This window comes from Vibrio sp. M250220 (assembly GCF_036533795.1).
Taxonomy (GTDB): Bacteria; Pseudomonadota; Gammaproteobacteria; order Enterobacterales; family Vibrionaceae; genus Vibrio.
The window spans coordinates 50,612-68,104 of record NZ_JATABI010000013.1; the positions used below are offsets into that span (position 1 = coordinate 50,612).

Consider the following 17,493-nt stretch of genomic DNA (forward strand, 5'->3'; position numbering starts at 1 on the left):
ATCAATAAAATAGTTAGAGTTAAAAACAATTTCATCATTCTGCAACTGGATACAATTCTCATTATTGTACATTTTTCATCGTTTCAATCCAGCAATATGCTAATAAATGAGCAATATTTTATCAAAATGACATTTGAGTGGTCGTTATTTACTCACAAAGATAAAATATCGGCAAGGAAAAACACTTTGTGCACTAAACAATTTAAATGAAATAGTTTACTGATGATGGAATGGTGGTCATGCTGATTTGTGAGACTGGAGGCTTTATCTAGAGTGACATTTGATGTATTTTCCCTTCTTTTATCGAACCAGTGAGGAAGCGCATTGGAGAAGCACGAAGAAGTCCTAATTTCCATTCGCCAGATCATTCGAGCGATAGATTTACACTCTAAAAAACTGAGCAAAGAGTCAGGTTTAACCGGACCGCAATTAATACTCATGCGTTCGATTCAAGAGTTAGGCGATGTCACTATTCGTCAGTTGTCTGACCATACCAACATGAGCCAAGCAACGGCCACCACCATTCTTGACCGGCTGGAGCGCAATGGGCTGGTGCAGCGTGTGCGTAATAGTAAAGATAAACGGAAAGTCCATGCCCATCTGACTGACCAAGGCAAGAACGTGCTGGACAATGCACCGACTCCGCTGCAGCAAAGTTTCATCACTAAATTTCAGAAACTAGAAGAGTGGGAGCAATCACTGTTGCTTTCCTCTGTACAGCGAATTTCATCAATGATGAACGCAGAGGATATTGATGTAGCTCCCGTTCTAGAACTCGGTAGCATCACCAAACCAGATTAACCAACCAAGATATTTGCTTTCATTTATCTTTATGATTACGTTTAAAGTTAAACAATAAACATCTAAAGCGGTCATAAAGGTGTAATGGTTATGGGCAAGACATTACCAAATTTGAACGACGAGGCGATTCTCGATCTCACTAAGCAAAAGCAAGTACTGAAGATTATCGCCGTCATCACGCTTGTAACTTTTGTACCACTAGTTATCAAAAACAGTGTGCCGACGGAAAACGTCAACGAGGCAATGCGAGTTAACGCTGTCACTTAAAAATAGGCAGTTCGCTCCCGCCTTTGACCTGCCTGATGGCTAAGTGGGTATGAATATCTTTAACGTTCTCCAAGCGTTGAAGTTTACGAGTAAAGGACTCATAGCCCGCTAAATCATGACTGACAACTTCTAACAGATAGTCATACGCTCCCGACACGACATGGCAACTGATGACCTCATCCATTTCTTGAATTGCATGTTCAAAGTCGTCGATGCTAGCGGCTTGGTGGTTGTTAAGGCTCACTTCAACAAATACGGTCATACCGACGCCAATCAAATCCTTGTTGAGTGTGGCGCGATAATTGGCAATGATACCCTGCTCCTCCAATCTTTTGATTCGGCGAGCACATGGTGAAGCAGACAGCCCCACCTTATCTGCAATTTCCGCTGTCGCCTGACGAGCGTCTTGCTGTAAAAGTCGTAAAATGTGTTTATCAATTCTGTCCATCGTCACTCACGCATATTTCCATCAATTATTGGCACTATTTTAACTGAATCAGTCAAAATTCTTTAAATCATCAGTCAATATTGCCAGATTTCACCTCGATATACATTCCATAATGTTAACAACTACTTTCAAGGTCACATATGGATATGGTTTCTGGATATCTGGCAATGGTTGCCACACTTTTACTCTGGTCAGGATTTTTTCTTTCATTACGCAGTGGGGCTCATTCTGAGCTACTGACAGCGGATATTGCACTGACCCGTTTTTTGATCCCTTGTGTGATCCTACTTCCTATTGTTTACAAAGCGAGACAACAGATCATGGCGGTGCCCAAACGCTATCTGATCGGCATGTTTATTGGCAGTGGTCTCCCCTATTTACTTGTAGCGGGTACCGGAATGACATTGGCTCCAGTATCGGATGGCAGCGCCCTAGTTCCCAGTACCTTACCATTGTTTGTATCCGCTATTGCCGTCATCCTGTTTAAGCAGCCATTAAGTCGTCATCGAATTGTTGGTTTGACCTTGGTGGTAATTGGTATTGGAACTTTTCTAACCCAGAGTCTTAGCCAAGCAGATCCTAATTTGCTTCAGGGGCATATGCTGTTTTTGATTGGTAGTGTCATGTGGGCGATGTTCACCATTTGTGCGCGCGTCTCCAATCTCAATCCGTTGGCGGCTTCAGGGCTCATTGCACTGATGTCTAACCTCTCGTTATTTCTCCTAATGGCGAGTGGTGCTATCGATAGCTACCTCTACAGCCACGCCTTTAGCGAGTGGCCGTGGGAACAACTCAGCGGCCACTTTATGCTTCAAGGTGTCGGTGCGGGCATCATCGCCGCGTTTACTTATCTCCACGCGATCTCTGTCCTTGGAGCAGAGAGAACCGCAGCATTTGGCGCTGCGACCCCCGCTGTTGCGACCTTGCTCGCCATACCTATTTTTGGGGAACAACCTACTCCGTTGGGTTGGATAGCCTTGTCTCTGATTTGTGTTGGCAGCCTGATTGCGAGCAACATTCTGATGAAGAAAGATACGTCAATGCAGTATCAGCCTCCCTCTTTTAAAAGTAAGGCGTAACGAGATACACGATGTAGCACAGCTTTGATGTTAGCGGCAGAACTCGGTATAGTCCCAACTTAGATTTGTCACCAACAAGATGGAAATAACGTGAAAACTCCGTGTATCGCTGCGTGTAAGAATAACGAAGGTATATGTAGCGGCTGCTACCGTACGATAGATGAAGTAGTGAACTGGCGACATTTGAGTGATCAAGACAGGGATGAGACCATGGCGAATCTCAGTGGTGAAAACGCCAGCCATACTTGTCCTTCATGCAACCAAGCAGCCCAATGCGATATCAGTCAGGGTAAAGCGACTTGCTGGTGCTTTGCTATCGAAAAACGCGATACCTCTAAACTGGATAATAATGACCTCTGCCTATGTCGCAAATGCCTATCTAGTCTGCCCATCGCATAATTACTCATCCACCAGCATATAATATTTTTGAATTAGATTTTCTAATCCAAATCTTAAATTTTTATCTTGCGTCAGTTCACACTTTTTAATTGATAGAAACTGAAAGCCCCCTTAATATCTCGCGCCTGATAGTCCCCTTTGTTTGTTTTAGTTATTAGCTTTGCTACTGCAAGGCTAATGTTTTTCGCGTTGATTTTAGGTGTTGTAGAAATGTCCGCCTCTGCTCAAGTAATTAAGTTAACCTTTCTAATTGCTATTCTGACTGCTGTGGGTCAAATGACTCAAACCATGTACGTGCCATCTATTGGCCATATGGCAAATGAGTTTTTAGTTAGTCCATCTGCACTTCAAGCAGTAATGGCCTGCTATCTGATCCCTTACGGTTTCTCGCAGTTCGTATATGGACCGCTATCAGACCGTCTGGGGCGCAAACCAATCATCGTTGCAGGACTGCTGATCTATATCGCAGGCACACTTGTGGCTCTATTTGCCCACGACTACGATTGGTTCCTAGCCGGTAGCTTTATCCAAGGCCTAGGCATCGGTTGTGGTGGTGCTATGTCTCGCACGCTAACTCGCGATCTGTTTGATGGCAGCGAGCTGCACAAGGTTAATAGCTTGATTAGCATGTGCGTGATCTTTTCACCTCTTATTGCTCCGGTTTTGGGTGGCTATCTCACCGAATCATTCGGGTGGCGTTCAAGCTACATGTTCTTAGCGCTATTTGGTATTGCTGTTGTGATTACAATGCTGACAAGCTTTATCGAGACCCTGCCTCGTGAAAAACGTCGTTATGAGAAAGTCACCAGTAGCTATCGTTATGTATTGTCAGATCGCCGTTTTCAAGGTTATCTGCTCTGCTTAGTCGCAACATTTTCAGGTATTGCTATCTTTGAAGCTGCCGCGGGTGTCTTGCTGGGTGGCGTATTGAAATTGCCAGCAACGACTGTCAGCCTACTGTTTGTCCTACCGATTCCGGGTTACTTGGTTGGTGCCGCGTTATCAAGCTTTATCGCGACGAGAAAAAATGAAAAACACGCTTTGAGTGTCGGACTGGTCGCTATTATGGCTGGCTCACTCGTGGTTCTGTTACCTGGATTACTAGGTCAAACAAGTGCCTTAACGCTCATTGGCGGTGCGACCATCTACTTTTTAGGCGCTGGCATATTATTCCCAGCAGCAACGACAGGTGCGCTATCACCTTTGCCTTATCATGCTGGAACAGGTGGTGCGGTACTCGGTGGAATGCAAAACTTGGGCGCGGGATTGGCAACCCTTGGTGCATCTATGATTCCTGCACCGGACCAGATGCCGCTCGGCGCACTGATGTTGGTCATGTCAATTGTCGCTTTGCTCGGTCTGATTCGTGTTTACCGTAAGCACGATCCCTCTAACGAAATGCCACTGGCGATCTAAAGTAATAAGGAGCGCATCGCGCTCCTTTTTTATCTACCATTTTTTCATCAAGCGACCGACGAGATTCGGATGATAAGCCCACGTGTGGTCAAACATCGACATCAACTGAGGGTTGCCATACTTTGATAAGCTGATCGCGTGGAATCGATTTTTACGCGCTTTAAGCTTCTCGACTTGTTGCACCATCTCATCTGACTGCTTAGGTGCGATAAAGTCAGAAATAACCACCATGTCAGCATTGCGATATTTGTCGCCGCACATCAAATCGATCGACTTCATCAGCATAGGTTCCAAGTCCGTACCACCGTGAAAGCTGTAAGTAAGAAAATCACTCGCTTCGCGCAGACCATCTTGCTTCGTCAACTCATAGGTTATCTGCTCAGTAGAAAACAGAATCACGTAACATTCGCGGTCTTCAGCCAAGGCAATTTGCATCAAGGCATAGGCCATCGCCTTTGCACACTGCTCTGGAAAGCCACTCATTGAACCAGACGCATCAACACAAACGATGAATGGCCCTTTTTCAACATCAACTTGCTTGTGGTCTGGTTGTTGTGCTCGGATCTTGCGCAGGGCTCTTGATTTGCCCTGCATGCGGTAGTTCATCAATCGCTTATCGACTAAATGTTTGTAGAACACCACTTCCAACTCTGGATAGGCAAGAAACATGGTTTCATTAGGCAGTAGCTTGTTGAGATCGTCACTCTGGTGAATGCCGACAATATCATCTGTTGCTTCGTCGGATTTCTCTTCGACCATTTGCAACTCTTCTGCTGGTGCGCGCTGTAGCTCTGGATCATCAACTTGCCCAGCCATTCGACCAAGCTGCTCAGCAATTTCTTGCAAGCCTTTGTTCTTTTTCAGAAATTCCGCATGACGCTTCATCACTGTCAAGTCAGATTTACTTAGCTTCGCGGACGCCATATCCCACAATCGACCCACACTGCCTTCGTCCCCCTCTTCCGTCACTTTATCCATGTTTTTCATGGTTTCCATGCGCTGATAGAGGTCTTTGAGGACTTTCTCTTTGCTGACTTCAAGCTCATTTAACTGAGCCTGGCGCAAAGCATCGGAAAGGCTTTGGTACCATTGATCACAAAAGTAATGGGGAAACATAGGGTTGTTGAGACCCTTATTTTTTTCCATTAAACGGCGGGCTTTTAGATAGAACGCGGAATGCCATTCTAGCTTTGTGATCACTTGAGGAATCTCTTCAAAGAACTGTGTTTCATCCCAATGAATCACTTCCTGATACAACGCCAGTTCTTGCTGAAAACGTTCTGTTTCACACACTTTAGTGATGCGTTTCTTCACGCTGCCACGCCATTTAAGCAGGTGATTTTTAACCGAGCTTTTCACACCGCGATTCTCTGCCATCACCATCACTTGTGAACGAGCAATGAGATCGTTCACCGCAGAATCGATAATTCCCGAGTCGGCGATGGCCAGAGCTAAGTTTAATCCGTCGGCACCTAACATATCGGCTCCTTATGAGAAAAACTGGTTTAAGTTTTTAAAACGGAAAACCGTACGTTCACATTCAGACTTGGTCGACTCCAATACTTGTTGAAGGTTCTGCAAGCTCGCCTCCATTACTCGTGGTAGTTCTTGATCAATAAAGCCGTGTGGTAACGCACCATGGAAGTTAGAGCGAACTTTGCGTAAGTGATGTTCGGCATTTTCTAGCTGTGACATCGCCTGCTCTGACTTAGTTAACCACTCTTGATAAAGTGACTCATCTAGCCCCTTGTTGGTTACGACAGAGACCAACACAGCGCGATTAGCAATATCTTTGATAACAAGATTATTCGCCGCATCGAGGTCGAAGCGCAGACGACACATATTGGTGTTCTGATTAACATAGCCATAGACATCACCCTGACCATCTTTAATCACTCGCTCTAACTCATTCTTAGGCACGTATACCCAACGGCTGTCGCCCTTCTCCGATTCGGAAACCGACATATTGCTTTGGAGTAAAACCAACTTGACCAAATCAAATGCGCTGCCAACTTTGTAGCTCTTGGCATTTGAAATATCGTAGCTGTGAATCTGCTTCTTAATCAGACCCGTTGTTGTTTCTGTACCCAGTGTTATGCCAAATTGTGACTCCAGCGCTTCTTGAATATCGCCAAGCTCTTCGCGACACAGGGTGATTTGTTGCTCGACTTCCTGTTGGTCAAACGCGTGATTAAGAGCAAACTGCTTGATGACATTACGCACAACATCACGTGATTCAGGACTGTTCCACAAACAATCTTGCAGCAGGAGTAAATCAAGAGGATTAATTGAATCACGACCGTTGAAATAAGCACTCGCTTTAAGGAGTTTTACCGCCTTCTTCCAGCGACGGTCTGAGACATACATGTCGGTATCGGCAACATCGCCTCCCGTTGTTGAGGTCGCCGCATTCTCTAGCATCGTTTTCAGTTCGAAAAGTTTTTCGAACACCTCATCTGACAATTCAAGTTTATCCAGTTCGGACTGCCACTGATGATACTCTTCATCGGTAATCGCAAGACCTTCCGGAATAGCGGCTTCTTGTGGTGTACCAACCGTTAACATCGACTTAAAGTTGTTCTTGTTCTGAATGCGATTGACGAACACTCGTACTAGCATTCGGTCATATAGCGCTTCTAGCCCGCTATCTTCATCCGGTAGTTCATTGGAGGCTGACACCAACAAACGCATTGGTACTCGATGGATATCGCTGCCATTTTTAAACGTTTTTTCGTTAACCACCGTAAGTAGCGTGTTAAGAATTGCTGGGCCTGCTTTCCAGATTTCGTCAAGAAACACCACTTGCGCTGTCGGCAAATAGCCCTCAGTTAGACGTAGATAACGACCGTTGTCTTTGAGTTCCTGAATACTAAGTGGGCCAAACACCTCTTCAGGCGTCGAAAATCTGGTCATTAAGTATTCAAAATAAGAAGAGTTGTCAAAGGCTTGAATAAGACGTTTCGCAATCAGACTCTTGGCAATACCCGGAGGGCCAAGTAAGAAAACACTTTCACCCGCTAGCGCTGCTAGCAAACAGAGCTTGATGGTTTCTTCTCTTTCATACACACCATCAGAAAGCGCTTGAGCCAATTTACTGATCCGTTCAGAGAGCAACGCTTTTTGTGAGTGAGACACTCGATTTGGGCTAATCATTTTCGTGCTCTCCTAGGTACACCTTGAAACTTTGTATGTATAATTTTATACATTTGTTAGCATTTTGTTACAAGCGCGTTTGTTTGATTGGACGGATCTTTATAGCAGAAGCGGTTTTTACGTAACGCCTTGAAATCAATGTTTGCACTTTTGAGAGTTTTATCACTGTTCTGCATAACCTACTCAGCAACTAGGAATGGAATTGATCTTTATCTCTGCAAGCCGAAGCTGTAATGTAGGCGAGTCTAGAGCTATGGACGAATAAAGCGATTCAATGGAAAATCAAACCAAAACTATCCATTCGTGGAAAAGCATTTCTTTGATAGAAGAAAATCTGACGCTTCCCAATGGCAAAAACATCACCCACACCACCATTTCTCATCCTGGAGCGACTGTGATTCTTCCGATCGATAACGATGGACAGATCATTGTTATCAATCAGTACCGACCTTCATTGAAAAAATGGCTTCTGGAGTTACCCGCTGGAACGCTAGAGAGTGGCGAACCCGTCGAGGTTTGTGCCCACAGAGAACTTGAAGAAGAGACTGGTTACAGCGCAAAAAGCATGATATCTCTAGGACAGGTAACACCTCTCGCGGGTTTCTGTGATGAAATTCAATACCTATTCGTCGCGAAAGATCTGAGCCATACACAACGTTACCAGTGCGACGAAGATGAGGTCATCGACGTTATCTCGCTATCGATAGAACAACTCGAACAAAAAATCATTCAAGGCGAAATCACCGATGCTAAAACGATCGCGTGTTTAAGCAAAGCCAAGCTATGTGGATATATTTAGGAGATTAATTTATGGATTTTCGTTCTGATACCGTAACCAAACCAACCGAAGCAATGCGCAAAGCGATGAGTGAAGCGCTTGTCGGTGATGATGTTTATGGTGATGACCCAACCGTTAATGAGTTGGAGCAATGGGCTGCGCAGCGACACGGTTTCGAAGCCGCACTATTTACCACATCGGGTACTCAGGCGAATCTACTTGGCTTAATGGCTCACTGTCAGCGCGGTGACGAATATTTATGTGGTCAGCAAGCGCACAACTATAAGTACGAAGCTGGAGGTGCCGCAGTACTTGGCTCAATTCAACCTCAGCCGATTGAAAACAACCCAGACGGGACGCTCGATTTTGCAAAGCTAGCAGCAGCGATCAAACCGGATGACTCACACTTTGCCCGAACTAAATTACTCAGCCTCGAAAACACCATTAATGGCAAAGTGCTACCGCTTAGCTATTTGGCACAAGCGCGAGAGTTTGTTAATCACCACGGTTTAATGCTTCATCTTGACGGTGCGCGTGTTTACAACGCAGCAGTCGCACTGGATATCGATGTTAAAGAGATTGCCCAATACTTTGATTCTATGACTATCTGCTTGTCAAAGGGACTCGCAGCACCGATTGGCTCTTTGCTGCTAGGCAGCAGCGAATTTATCGCCCGAGCTCGTCGCTTACGTAAAATGGTCGGTGGCGGTATGCGTCAGGCCGGTATTTTGGCAGCGGCCGGCAAACTCGCATTAACTGAGCAAGTTGAACAACTCAAGTTAGATCATGCCAACGCTAAACGTCTTGCTGAAGGCCTAAGCAAGATCGATGGTTATCATGTTAAACCAGAGTTGGTAGAAACGAATATTGTGTTTGCCAAACTCGATGAGAACATTGATATCAAACAGATCGCGGCAAAACTGGCAGACGATGGCATCACAGTCTCACCAGGAAATCCAATCCGCTTCGTCACTCATAAAGACGTCACAGGCGAAGATATTGATACTTTGCTAGCAAAACTGGCACAGTACAGCCAATAATGACTTCAAACTCTTGAGCTTCCCCTTAGGGGAAGCTTTATTCTAGCACCATCATTGTTTACCGAGCTCAACTGATGGCAAGAGTCTTCTTACTTCTACTGTTATTGCCTCCCTTATCTCAAGCTGAATCATTCGGCGACCCAGAACTGGGCAAAATCAAAGCGCCAAGCTGCGTCTTTTGTCATGGTCAAACAGGGAAAGCGGTTAAGCCGTCTTACCCTAACATCAATGGTCAAAACGCTCAGTATCTATACCAATCTATGAAAGATTATCAGCAAGGTAATCGGACTGGACCACTGGCAGAAATGATGAAAGGTCAGCTTTCGCGCCTTAATGATCAAGATCTAAAAGACATTGCCGCTTACTTCTCCAGTCAAAACTAACGTCGGCAAATAGAACAAAGCCTTTTCCTCGGGATGCTTTCCCCACCGTAATACCAAAAGACGCTGAATGCTGTAGATAGCCGGTGCGCCCATCTTACTTCTCTACTACCAGCGAATTGAGCCTAATTGATCAAGCCAAACACACTAGTATTCGTTATATAATTACAAACCGCCTGTGTTCTTTCTTATTCTTTTCATGAGCGCAGATGATAAATATCACTCACAAGCCATGTAACAAATTATCAAGTTGCTATTTATTGTGATTAAATCCCCCATTTATCAATTAATCTCTCATTAAGAGCCTTTTCTGCTCATCACCATCTGCCCTCATTTTCAAAACCCAACACGTGCGTAAACAAAATGATCTAATTGTTATATTTTTGATAACCACAATAATAACAACTGATCCCTAAATTACGTCACACTTCCATAATCACAATTATTTAACATAATTTACTAGGAAATTTTTCATTAACGTGTGTGAATCACAATTCAATCTCTGGTGCTCAATCTTCTATTGAAATACACCTTAAGATCATCTCATCGGTTCAACTTACCCTACACATAACAAATAAAGGATTGATGAAGATGAAAAAGGTCTTACTGAAAGCGGCAGCTGTAACGCTAGCCCTTGCTGCTACTGGCGTTCAAGCTAAAGATTATGAAATCGTAAATGTAGTTAAAGTGTCTGGCATTCCTTGGTTTAACCAAATGAACAAAGGGATCGAGCAAGCAGCTACGGATTTCGGCGTGACAGCTCGCCAGCTTGGTCCTTCCACTCCAGATCCAGCGCAACAAGTTAAAATTATTGAAGACTTAATTGCCAAAGGCGTTGATGCAATTACTGTGGTTCCGAATGATGTAACTGTATTGGAACCAGTATTTAAAAAAGCTCGTGAGAAAGGGATTATCGTGTTAACCCATGAGTCACCAGATGGACATGGTGCGGATTGGGATATCGAAACGATTGATAACCAAGCCTACGCGAAAGCAACCATGGACGAGCTTGCAAAAAATATGAACAAGCAAGGTGGTTACGCGGTTTATGTTGGCTCATTAACGGTGCCACTGCATAACAACTGGGCAAATCTAGCTATCGATTACCAAAAGAAAACCTACCCAGAAATGTATGAAGTCACTAGCCGTATGCCAGTTGCTGAAAGCATCGATCAATCTTATGCCGCAACGAATGACCTGATGAAAGCACACCCAGATATGGCTGGCATCGTTTCTTACGGTTCATTAGGTGGCATCGGTGCAGGTGAAGCCATTAAGAAGAAACGCGCAAAAGACAAAATCAGCGTCGTCGGTATTATGATGCCAAGCCAAGCTGCTCCGTACTTAGCTCGTGGCGAGATTGATAAAGGCTTCTTGTGGAACCCTGCAGATGCGGGCTACGCCTTGGTTGCCGTTGCTAAACAAATGCTCGAAGGCAAAGACGTATCTCAAGGGGTCAATGTCCAAGGCCTAGGCGATGCAGAAATCGATGCGCAAAACCGCGTGATCAAGTTTAACAAGATTCTAGAAGTGGATAAAACCAACGCACGTCAGCTTGGTTTCTAAGCTAAACAAATTCTGTTTTAAATTGGGCGGTGCAACGCCGCCCAACCTTATTGGAAATGATCATGTCTGGAACTCCTTTTATTACCCTCAAGCAAGTATCCAAGCACTTTGGTTCCGTCAAGGCATTGGATGGGATAAACCTAACATTCAATCAAGGTGAGGTGCACTGCCTAGCCGGCAAAAATGGCTGTGGGAAAAGCACATTATTTAAAGTGATATCTGGCGTTCACGCACCAGAGAAAGGCGCTGAGATCACATTAGCGGGCAAACACTATTCTCGACTCACCCCACAACAATCAATTGAACACGGCATTCAAGTTATCTACCAAGACTTATCCCTATTCCCAAACTTAACTGTCGCAGAGAATATTGCCATTCAGGATCATGTAGAATGGACAAAAGGACTGGTGCAACAGAGGCGTATTCAGAGCATTGCAACTCAAGCAATGGCAAAAGTAGGGGTCAAATTACCACTGAATAAACGCGTTGAGCAGCTTTCAATTGCCGAATGTCAGCTCGTCGCCATTTGCCGAGCTATGGCATCTGATGCCAAATTAATGATCATGGATGAGCCAACCGCCTCACTCACTCGCACCGAAGTGAATCACCTCATCGACGTGGTCGCAGACCTTAAATCCAAAGGCGTCACTGTGGTTTTTGTGAGCCACAAGCTTGATGAAGTAATGGAGATCTCCGACCGAATCACTGTCATTCGTGATGGCCGCACCATCGGAACCTATCAAGCTGACCAAGTAGACAGTGACGAATTGGCTTTTCTAATGACCGGACAACGATTCGAATTCACTCCTCTTGCCGATTACCACCAGCAAGGTGCCGTTAAACTTGAAGTAGAAAATCTGTCGAAACGTGGCCAATTTGACGACATTTCATTTCAAGTTCGTGCAGGAGAGATCGTCTCCATTACCGGCTTACTTGGCGCAGGACGAACCGAATTGTGCATGGCACTGTTCGGCATGACTCAACCAGACAGCGGTGTTATCCGCATAAACGGCCAACCAACCACATTCAAATCTAATCGTGACGCGATTTCTCAAGGTATCGGTTATGTCTCTGAAGACCGCGTGTCGACTGGGTTGGTGATGGAACAAGCGATTCAAGACAACATTACCGCCTCAGTAATGCACAGACTTGAGAAGCCCTCAGGTTTTCTTGACCATCTAAAGGCAAACAAGCTCGTCGATAGATTGATTTCTTCATTGTCCATCAAAGTCGCGGATCCAAAACTCCCAGTAACCAGTTTATCTGGTGGTAATGCGCAGCGTATCTCTATCGCAAAATGGATAGCCGCAGAGCCAGAAGTGCTCATCCTTGACTCTCCAACCGTGGGTGTCGACGTTGCCAATAAAGAAGCAATCTACACCATCGCAAAAGATCTTGCCGCAAAAGGAATGGCAATCATCATGGTCAGCGATGAAATCCCCGAAGTGTTCTACAACAGTCATCGCGTGATTGTGATGAAAGAAGGACGTTTTACTCATGATTTCCAACCTGCTCACTCTACTGAGCAACAAATCATGGAGGCAGTCAATGCTTAACCAGTTTCGTTGTTGCTTATCTTCATTCAGCAAACGCCATGAGTTCTACCTCTCATTGATGATTGTGTTGATTGTCGCAGTGCTGACTTTTGCCTCAGAAGATTTCCTCACTCTTGGAAACATCTTTGACATGTCCGTCAGCTCGGCATTGCTAGGCATCATGGCTTGTGGTTTGTTTGTCGTACTTATCGCTGGCGGCATCGACATCTCATTCCCAGCCAGTGCTGCGATTGCACAGTACATCACCGCGACATACATTTTGACGATTGGTGGTAACTTCATGATTGCGTTTGCTATTGCAACCGTCGTGGGTGTGTTGCTTGGTATGATCAACGCTACACTGGTCTACAAACTCAAGGTGCCAGCGATCATCATTACCATTTCAACATTGAACGTGTTCTTTGGCTTACTGATTTACTTTAGTAACGGCGAATGGTTGTACGGTTTTCCTGACTGGTTTATGGATGGTATTGAGCTATTCACATTTACCGGTAGCGACGGCTATGACTACGGCTTATCACTGCCAATCTTAACCTTAGTAGCAATGATTGCCCTCACCTCATTCCTGATGTCTAAGACACGCTTGGGGCGTCAGATTTACGCGGTCGGCGGTAACGCAGACGCGGCGAGTCGTATTGGTATTAACCTATTTGGTATTAATCTGTTCGTTTATGGCTACATGGGAGCACTTGCAGGCATTGCTTCTGTGGTTCAAACCCAAATAACCCAATCAGTCGCTCCAAACTCTCTTATGGGGTTTGAGCTTACGGTACTAGCTGCGGTTGTACTTGGTGGCACAAGTATGACAGGAGGCAAAGGTACGCTGTTTGGCGTTGTACTTGGGGTGATATTGCTCGCCGTTGCTAAGAACGGTCTGACGTTACTTGGTGTACCTTCATATTGGCACACGGTCGTAACTGGCTTAATCATTGTTTGCAGCATCAGTATGACGGCAATCAATGAGAAAAAACAAGCACTACAAGAGGCATAAACCATGGAACAAGTGCTAAATAGTTTAAAGCTGCCGACAGACAAGAACATTCGTTACTTACTGGTGATCTTAGCTGGCATCCTCGCCGTTATGGCATTCTCAAGTGGACAAGCGTTCTTCTCCATTGATAACTTACAATCGATGTCATCGCAAATGCCACTGCTCGGTTTACTCGCACTGGCAATGGCTGTGTGCATGCTGACGGGCGGTATCAACCTGTCGATCATTGCAACAACCAACGCGTGTGGATTAATAATGGCAAGCATCATTACGCAAGCGCCTGATAGCTCAACAATGCTTGTCTTGGCACTTCTCGGAGGCCTGATTACCGCTACAGTCATCGGCTTGCTCAACGGTGCATTGATCGCGTACGTTGGCGTTTCACCAATACTCGCAACCTTAGGGACAATGACCCTGATTAATGGTCTTAACGTGTTAATCTCTGGCGGTAGTGTTATCTCAGGTTTCCCTAAAACCCTTTTGGTACTCGGCAACGGCTCAATCTTTGGCGTACCTATGCCGCTGATCTTGTTTGTAGGTTTTGCAATTGGCTTATGGGCACTATTGGAGCACACCAGTTTAGGTCGAACTATCTACCTGATGGGGTCCAATGAAAAAGCCACCCATTTCTCCGGTATCAACACACAAAAAGCAACCTTGTACGTTTATGTCATCTCTTCTGTGCTTTGCTGGGTCGCAGCCATTGTAATGATGGCAAAATTCAACTCTGCAAAGGCTGGCTACGGAGAATCCTATCTTCTGACGGCAATTCTCGCTTCAGTACTCGGGGGAATTAACCCAGATGGTGGCTTTGGACGCATTATCGGAATTGGTCTTGCACTTATCGTATTACAAACATTAGAAAGTGGCTTTAATTTGCTGGGAGTGAGCAGCTATCTCACTATGGCGCTATGGGGCGGCATCTTGATCTTATTTATCTTCTTACAAAAAAATAAGGCTTAACGGAGTAGTATATGAGTATTTATTTTATCGGCGTTGATGTAGGCAGTGGCAGCGCGCGTGCGGGTGTCTTTAACGCACAAGGTCGTAAAGTGGGTGAAGCCAAACGCGACACCATGATGTTCAAACCTCAAGCTAACTTCGTTGAGCAATCTTCCGATGACATCTGGCAATGTGTGTGTCTTGCGGTTAAAGATGCGGTATCCCAAGCCAACATCGACCCTATCCAAGTCAAAGGCATCGGTTTCGATGCGACTTGTTCATTAGTCGTGTTGGATAAAAGCGGCCAGCCGCTCACGGTGAGTCCTACTGGGCGAAGCGAACAAAACGTCGTAATGTGGATGGATCACCGCGCCATTGCTCAAGCCGATCGGATCAACAAAACTCAGCATCCTGTATTGGCTTATGTGGGCAACCGTATCTCACCAGAGATGCAAACACCTAAGCTGCTTTGGCTCAAGCAAAACATGCCAAATACATGGGCAAAAGCGGGTTACTTCTTCGACCTACCCGACTTTTTAACTTGGAAAGCAACATTCGATGCTAGTCGCTCCCTTTGCTCAACCGTATGTAAATGGACATACCTTGGCCATGAAAATAAATGGGATCGAGGCTTTTTCGAACTAATTGGTTTAGAAGACCTACTGGAAGACAATGCACAAACCATTGGTGACAGAATTCTTCCTATGGGCCAACCTGTCGGTGACGGTCTAACTGTACACGCCGCCGATGACTTAGGTTTAACCCCTGGAACCGCCGTGGGCACATCCATTATTGACGCCCATGCGGGTGGTATTGGTGTTCTTGGTGCCTCTGGAATGACGGGTGAGAAAGCCGACTTTAATAAACGTCTCGCTCTGATCGGTGGAACCTCGTCTTGCCATATGGCGGCATCAAAGGCGGCTCGATTCATTGATGGCATTTGGGGAGCGTACTACAGTGCAATGATCCCGGGTTACTGGCTCAACGAAGGCGGGCAATCAGCCACAGGTGCTTTGATCGACCATATCATCACATCTCACCCACTGTACAAAAACACTAAGGAGCTAGCCGATAAACAAGGCAAAACCGTTTATCAGCTATTAAACGATCGCTTATTGGAACTTGCTGGTAACAAAGAAGACATCGCATTTTTGACAAAAGACATTCATGTTCTACCTTACTTCCATGGCAACCGCTCACCGAGAGCGAATGCTCATTTAACTGGCACAATCACCGGACTAAAAATGTCAAAAACGCTAGATGATATGGCATTTCAGTACCTTGCAACCATTCAAGGCATCGCCCTCGGCACACGCCATATTATCGAAGTGATGAACGACTCAGGCTATGACATCGATACCATTATGGCCTGTGGCGGTGGTACGAAAAACAGTGTCTTTCTACAAGAACATGCTAACGCGACTGGCTGTATGATCCTACTACCAGAAGAGAGTGAAGCCGTACTTCTTGGCTCTGCAATGTTGGGCTCCGTTGCCGCAGGGTTCTACAGTGATATTCCAGATGCAATGAATGCGATGAGTCGGATAAGCAAAAGCGTGATGCCTCAGACAGAGAAAATAAAACACTTTTATGATGCTAAGTACAAAATTTTCCACAAAATGTATGAGGACGATGTTCAATACAAACGTCTAATGGAAGCGTTTTAAAACACCAAACCCAAGGCTCACCACCTTGGGTTTTCTACTTCTGGGTACAGATAAACGATACCATCACATTGGCTCACTCACCCCTTAGATAAATAATTTAGTTGTTGATGCTTGCCAATTAAACGGCATGCTAACCAGTACCGTGATGGTATCATCCGTGGTGCCGCCCAAATTTAATCACTCTGTGAGAAAGCGAGAACGTTACTCCGTTGCACTCTCTTCATCTTGCTGATAAACAGGGTGTTTATATTGGTCATTAAGTCTTTTGATTTTGACGATCTCTATGTTGGGAAAAGTCTTTTTTAAGTAAGCAAGTAACTCTTCTTTTTGCTCAGGGAATATAAAAATATCACCGGAGTAAGCAAGAGTTCCTATATCTGGGGTTGTAAATGAAACGACACCATCGTTTATTAGATTAAAAGCGACGCTACGTTCGTCCATGAGAAGATAAGATTTAATTACCTCTGGCTGAAAATTGGTCATCCCAAATGACATCAGTGCAAATGCCCCCGCACCGACAAGCGCCAACGGACCAAGTAACAAAACCGCAATAAAACACACCACAATTCCCACCCACGCAAAACCACGCACGATTTTATAAGCCACCTCTGGGATCATATCTTGCTCTGTGTAATGAATACCCCGTGAGGTTAAGTGATAGCAGCGATGTTTATCAGGGAAAAAAAGGTATCTAGATACAAAAGTCATTATTAAACTAAATGAGGAAAACAACCAAAAACCGGGTTGATGAATTGCATCGTCTTCTACGATTAATAAGAATAAGGGAAACAGCGACCCAGCCAATATCGCCACTCCCCACCGCCATAGATACTCGTATTTTCCGCCCCATCCTTTGTGCTCCCAAGAATACGTTACCTCAACGTTATAAAGTTGTTCCTTAAGAGACTCTATACTTTGATCATTATTCATTAGTCGATTCTCACTTCAATAAGACGAGTGCCAAATTCTTTTGGCGCAGGCTCTACGGTTAAATCACCTTGTTTTTTACC

17 protein-coding genes are annotated in these 17,493 nt (G+C 45.0%); 13 read left to right on the plus strand and 4 right to left on the minus strand.

Annotated features, from left to right (window positions below; all coding sequences use genetic code 11):
- Positions 1 to 324: 324 nt before the first annotated feature.
- Positions 325 to 801 carry a MarR family winged helix-turn-helix transcriptional regulator gene (locus QTN94_RS07245; protein ID WP_138972636.1) on the plus strand — a complete coding sequence of 159 codons (477 nt, stop codon included), beginning with the start codon at positions 325 to 327 and terminating at the stop codon, positions 799 to 801.
- Between the two features lie 90 nt (positions 802 to 891).
- Positions 892 to 1,068, plus strand: coding sequence for a hypothetical protein (locus QTN94_RS07250; RefSeq protein ID WP_331417726.1), 177 nt, complete (start codon positions 892 to 894; stop codon positions 1,066 to 1,068).
- Here the strand turns inward: QTN94_RS07250 and QTN94_RS07255 are convergent.
- Complete coding sequence (locus QTN94_RS07255) at positions 1,061 to 1,516, minus strand: Lrp/AsnC family transcriptional regulator (RefSeq protein WP_331417742.1); 456 nt, start codon at positions 1,514 to 1,516, stop codon at positions 1,061 to 1,063. The two genes, QTN94_RS07250 and QTN94_RS07255, sit on opposite strands and share 8 nt — an antisense overlap.
- Before the next feature lie 146 nt (positions 1,517 to 1,662).
- Between QTN94_RS07255 and QTN94_RS07260 the strand changes: the two genes are divergently transcribed.
- The 3 genes from QTN94_RS07260 to emrD all read left to right on the plus strand — a co-directional run bounded on the left by QTN94_RS07260 (position 1,663) and on the right by emrD (position 4,410).
- A complete protein-coding gene (locus QTN94_RS07260) occupies positions 1,663 to 2,595 on the plus strand; it encodes a DMT family transporter (protein WP_331427305.1) in 933 nt (310 codons plus the stop codon).
- A 90-nt stretch (positions 2,596 to 2,685) separates the two neighbouring features.
- The gene (locus QTN94_RS07265; RefSeq protein WP_138972637.1) at positions 2,686 to 2,994 is read left to right on the plus strand and encodes a cysteine-rich CWC family protein; all 309 of its coding nucleotides are present in this window, start codon (positions 2,686 to 2,688) and stop codon (positions 2,992 to 2,994) included.
- A gap of 210 nt (positions 2,995 to 3,204) precedes the next feature.
- A complete protein-coding gene (emrD, locus tag QTN94_RS07270; RefSeq protein WP_138972638.1) occupies positions 3,205 to 4,410 on the plus strand; it encodes a multidrug efflux MFS transporter EmrD in 1,206 nt (401 codons plus the stop codon).
- A 33-nt stretch (positions 4,411 to 4,443) separates the two neighbouring features.
- Here emrD and viaA read toward each other — a convergent pair whose 3' ends face one another.
- Together viaA and QTN94_RS07280 are read right to left on the minus strand one after the other, a co-directional pair.
- Complete coding sequence (gene viaA, locus QTN94_RS07275) at positions 4,444 to 5,889, minus strand: ATPase RavA stimulator ViaA (protein WP_331427299.1); 1,446 nt, start codon at positions 5,887 to 5,889, stop codon at positions 4,444 to 4,446.
- Positions 5,890 to 5,898: 9 nt separating this feature from the next.
- Complete coding sequence (locus tag QTN94_RS07280; protein ID WP_138972640.1) at positions 5,899 to 7,563, minus strand: ATPase RavA domain-containing protein; 1,665 nt, start codon at positions 7,561 to 7,563, stop codon at positions 5,899 to 5,901.
- A 274-nt stretch (positions 7,564 to 7,837) separates the two neighbouring features.
- On the opposite strand from QTN94_RS07280, the gene QTN94_RS07285 reads away from it, so the two are divergent.
- The 8 genes from QTN94_RS07285 to QTN94_RS07320 all read left to right on the plus strand — a co-directional run bounded on the left by QTN94_RS07285 (position 7,838) and on the right by QTN94_RS07320 (position 16,483).
- Positions 7,838 to 8,362: an NUDIX hydrolase gene (locus QTN94_RS07285; protein ID WP_138972641.1), complete on the plus strand. Its 525-nt coding sequence runs from the start codon at positions 7,838 to 7,840 to the stop codon at positions 8,360 to 8,362.
- Between the two features lie 11 nt (positions 8,363 to 8,373).
- Positions 8,374 to 9,381 carry a low-specificity L-threonine aldolase gene (gene ltaE / locus QTN94_RS07290; protein WP_138972642.1) on the plus strand — a complete coding sequence of 336 codons (1,008 nt, stop codon included), beginning with the start codon at positions 8,374 to 8,376 and terminating at the stop codon, positions 9,379 to 9,381.
- Positions 9,382 to 9,455: 74 nt separating this feature from the next.
- Positions 9,456 to 9,764 carry a c-type cytochrome gene (locus QTN94_RS07295; protein WP_331427300.1) on the plus strand — a complete coding sequence of 103 codons (309 nt, stop codon included), beginning with the start codon at positions 9,456 to 9,458 and terminating at the stop codon, positions 9,762 to 9,764.
- Between the two features lie 588 nt (positions 9,765 to 10,352).
- Positions 10,353 to 11,327 carry a substrate-binding domain-containing protein gene (locus QTN94_RS07300; protein WP_331417720.1) on the plus strand — a complete coding sequence of 325 codons (975 nt, stop codon included), beginning with the start codon at positions 10,353 to 10,355 and terminating at the stop codon, positions 11,325 to 11,327.
- Between the two features lie 62 nt (positions 11,328 to 11,389).
- Complete coding sequence (locus QTN94_RS07305) at positions 11,390 to 12,883, plus strand: sugar ABC transporter ATP-binding protein (protein ID WP_331427301.1); 1,494 nt, start codon at positions 11,390 to 11,392, stop codon at positions 12,881 to 12,883.
- The gene (locus QTN94_RS07310) at positions 12,876 to 13,874 is read left to right on the plus strand and encodes an ABC transporter permease (protein ID WP_331417718.1); all 999 of its coding nucleotides are present in this window, start codon (positions 12,876 to 12,878) and stop codon (positions 13,872 to 13,874) included. Before QTN94_RS07305 ends, QTN94_RS07310 begins: the two co-directional genes overlap by 8 nt.
- A 3-nt stretch (positions 13,875 to 13,877) precedes the next feature.
- Positions 13,878 to 14,837 (plus strand): ABC transporter permease, encoded by a 960-nt coding sequence (locus QTN94_RS07315; protein WP_331427302.1) that lies wholly within the window; start codon positions 13,878 to 13,880, stop codon positions 14,835 to 14,837.
- 11 nt (positions 14,838 to 14,848) lie between these two features.
- The gene (locus tag QTN94_RS07320) at positions 14,849 to 16,483 is read left to right on the plus strand and encodes an FGGY-family carbohydrate kinase (RefSeq protein ID WP_331417716.1); all 1,635 of its coding nucleotides are present in this window, start codon (positions 14,849 to 14,851) and stop codon (positions 16,481 to 16,483) included.
- A 201-nt stretch (positions 16,484 to 16,684) separates the two neighbouring features.
- On the opposite strand, the gene QTN94_RS07325 is transcribed toward QTN94_RS07320, so the two are convergent.
- Complete coding sequence (locus tag QTN94_RS07325; RefSeq protein WP_331427303.1) at positions 16,685 to 17,413, minus strand: hypothetical protein; 729 nt, start codon at positions 17,411 to 17,413, stop codon at positions 16,685 to 16,687.
- Between the last annotated feature and the right edge of the window lie 80 nt (positions 17,414 to 17,493).

Coding starts and splice junctions, on each gene's coding strand:
- ltaE (WP_138972642.1), top strand. CDS start 8,374: ATGGATTTTCGTTCTGATACCGTAACCAAACCAACCGAAGCAATGCGC.
- QTN94_RS07285 (WP_138972641.1), top strand. CDS start 7,838: ATGGAAAATCAAACCAAAACTATCCATTCGTGGAAAAGCATTTCTTTG.
- QTN94_RS07320 (WP_331417716.1), top strand. CDS start 14,849: ATGAGTATTTATTTTATCGGCGTTGATGTAGGCAGTGGCAGCGCGCGT.
- QTN94_RS07300 (WP_331417720.1), top strand. CDS start 10,353: ATGAAAAAGGTCTTACTGAAAGCGGCAGCTGTAACGCTAGCCCTTGCT.
- QTN94_RS07295 (WP_331427300.1), top strand. CDS start 9,456: ATGGCAAGAGTCTTCTTACTTCTACTGTTATTGCCTCCCTTATCTCAA.
- QTN94_RS07310 (WP_331417718.1), top strand. CDS start 12,876: ATGCTTAACCAGTTTCGTTGTTGCTTATCTTCATTCAGCAAACGCCAT.
- QTN94_RS07260 (WP_331427305.1), top strand. CDS start 1,663: ATGGTTTCTGGATATCTGGCAATGGTTGCCACACTTTTACTCTGGTCA.
- QTN94_RS07280 (WP_138972640.1), bottom strand. CDS start 7,563: ATGATTAGCCCAAATCGAGTGTCTCACTCACAAAAAGCGTTGCTCTCT.
- emrD (WP_138972638.1), top strand. CDS start 3,205: ATGTCCGCCTCTGCTCAAGTAATTAAGTTAACCTTTCTAATTGCTATT.
- QTN94_RS07315 (WP_331427302.1), top strand. CDS start 13,878: ATGGAACAAGTGCTAAATAGTTTAAAGCTGCCGACAGACAAGAACATT.
- QTN94_RS07305 (WP_331427301.1), top strand. CDS start 11,390: ATGTCTGGAACTCCTTTTATTACCCTCAAGCAAGTATCCAAGCACTTT.
- viaA (WP_331427299.1), bottom strand. CDS start 5,889: ATGTTAGGTGCCGACGGATTAAACTTAGCTCTGGCCATCGCCGACTCG.
- QTN94_RS07250 (WP_331417726.1), top strand. CDS start 892: ATGGGCAAGACATTACCAAATTTGAACGACGAGGCGATTCTCGATCTC.
- QTN94_RS07255 (WP_331417742.1), bottom strand. CDS start 1,516: ATGGACAGAATTGATAAACACATTTTACGACTTTTACAGCAAGACGCT.
- QTN94_RS07325 (WP_331427303.1), bottom strand. CDS start 17,413: ATGAATAATGATCAAAGTATAGAGTCTCTTAAGGAACAACTTTATAAC.